The organism is Lawsonibacter sp. LCP25S3_E2 (assembly GCF_052117285.1).
Lineage (GTDB): Bacteria > Bacillota > Clostridia > Oscillospirales > Oscillospiraceae > Lawsonibacter.
Genome location: NZ_JBQKJL010000062.1, coordinates 1 through 1,632 on the forward strand (window position 1 = coordinate 1; position 1,632 = coordinate 1,632).

Consider the following 1,632-nt stretch of genomic DNA (forward strand, 5'->3'; position numbering starts at 1 on the left):
CACCTCCTACAATATAGTTACGGTTTAAGGCGCGGCAGCCAGCCGCGTCTTTTTCCATCTCAAAGCTGAAGCTGTTAGAATGGGAGAGTAAATGGTCTGACAGTAATCACCTTGGGCCAGCACGCCCGCTGAGGAGTCCGTCAGCCGCCTCTCTCGTTCGCAGCATTCGATTTGCGCAGGTTGTTCCACCGTCTTCGGTGCGTTCGTGTCACCCAGGAGATTGAACAAGCAATGAGTAAAAGGCGGAAAGCCATATCCAATCAGAAGGAGGGGTAACATGAACGCAGTTGGAATTGATGTTTCCAAAGGGAAAAGCATGGTGGCTGCTCTGCGGCCAATGGGTGAAGTGGCATTTCTGCCACAGGAATTTCTCCATACCGAAGTCGGTCTGGAGCAGATGGCTTATGCCATCATTGCATTGGGCGAAGATACCCGTGTCATCATGGAAGCCACAGGGCGTTACCATGAGCCGGTAGCTGCGGCACTGCACGAGTACGGGATCTATGTCTGTGTCTTGAATCCGCTGTTTATCAAGCAGAGCGGTGGTGGCTCTATCCGAAAGGTCAAGACCGACAAGGCTGATGCCATGAAGATTGCCAAGTACGGCCTTGACAACTGGGTAGATCTGCGGGAATATACTCCCATGGACACGATCAGACAACAACTGAAACTGTGCAGCCGCCAGTACAATCTCTACATGAAAACCGTGGTATCGCTGCAAAACAATCTCATTTCTCTAACCGACAAAACATTCCCCGGTGTGAACGAGCTGTTCACCAGCCCGGAGCGTGCAGACGGCCACCAGAAATGGGTGGACTTTGTCATGACCTTTTGGCATTGCGACTGTATCTGTCGCGTCAGTGAAAAGGCATTTACAGAGCGTTACCAGAAATGGTGCAAACGCAAGGGATACCATTTCAGAGCAGAGAAAGCGTTGGACATCTATGCCAGCAGCTGTGGCCACTTTACTACGCTGCCGAAGAACGACAATACGAAACTACTCATTACCACAGCAGCACAACAGCTTCTTACGGGCAAAATGACACTGGCGGCACTGCGGGCGGAGATGACGCGAATCGCGTCCCAACTCCCGGAATACGAAACTGTGTGCGCCATGTACGGCGTTGGTGAAACAACTGCCGCGCAGCTCATGGCCGAGATCGGTGATGTGCGTCGTTTTCCGCGCCGCAGCTCCATTGTGGGCTTTGCAGGTGTTGATCCGGGAATAGACGAGTCCGGAAAGCACAGCGCCAAAAGCGTTCCTACTACAAAACGAGGCTCTCCGCATCTGCGCAAAACGCTCTATCAGATCGTCTGTACTTACCTGAAAAAGTCTCCAGCAGATGAGCCGGTCTACCAGTTCCTCGATAAGAAACGTGCAGAAGGCAAGCCATATTTCGTTTACATGACTGCCGCCCAGAACAAGTTCCTGCGCATCTACTACGCCCGCGTGAAGGAATGCCTGGAGGCCTTTGATTCTCAAACAGCAGAGCAAAAATAACTTTTAATAACTTAGACTCACTCCAGCTGGTGGAAGTCTTTTCTCCAGCTTGATTTGTTGCGCTTTTTTGATCTCGCAAACTTTGCGGGATTTTTTTCATTTTAGGACTTGACTTTTATTTGCAGGACTCC

Annotated in this window: 1 protein-coding gene; it reads left to right on the forward strand. The window is 51.0% G+C overall.

Annotation, left to right across the window (positions count from 1 at the left end):
* Positions 1 to 277 precede the first annotated feature (277 nt).
* On the forward strand, positions 278 to 1,501 hold the full coding sequence (locus tag ACTQ3R_RS16480) for an IS110 family transposase (protein WP_417083594.1): 1,224 nt from the start codon (positions 278 to 280) through the stop codon (positions 1,499 to 1,501).
* Positions 1,502 to 1,632: the final 131 nt, after the last annotated feature.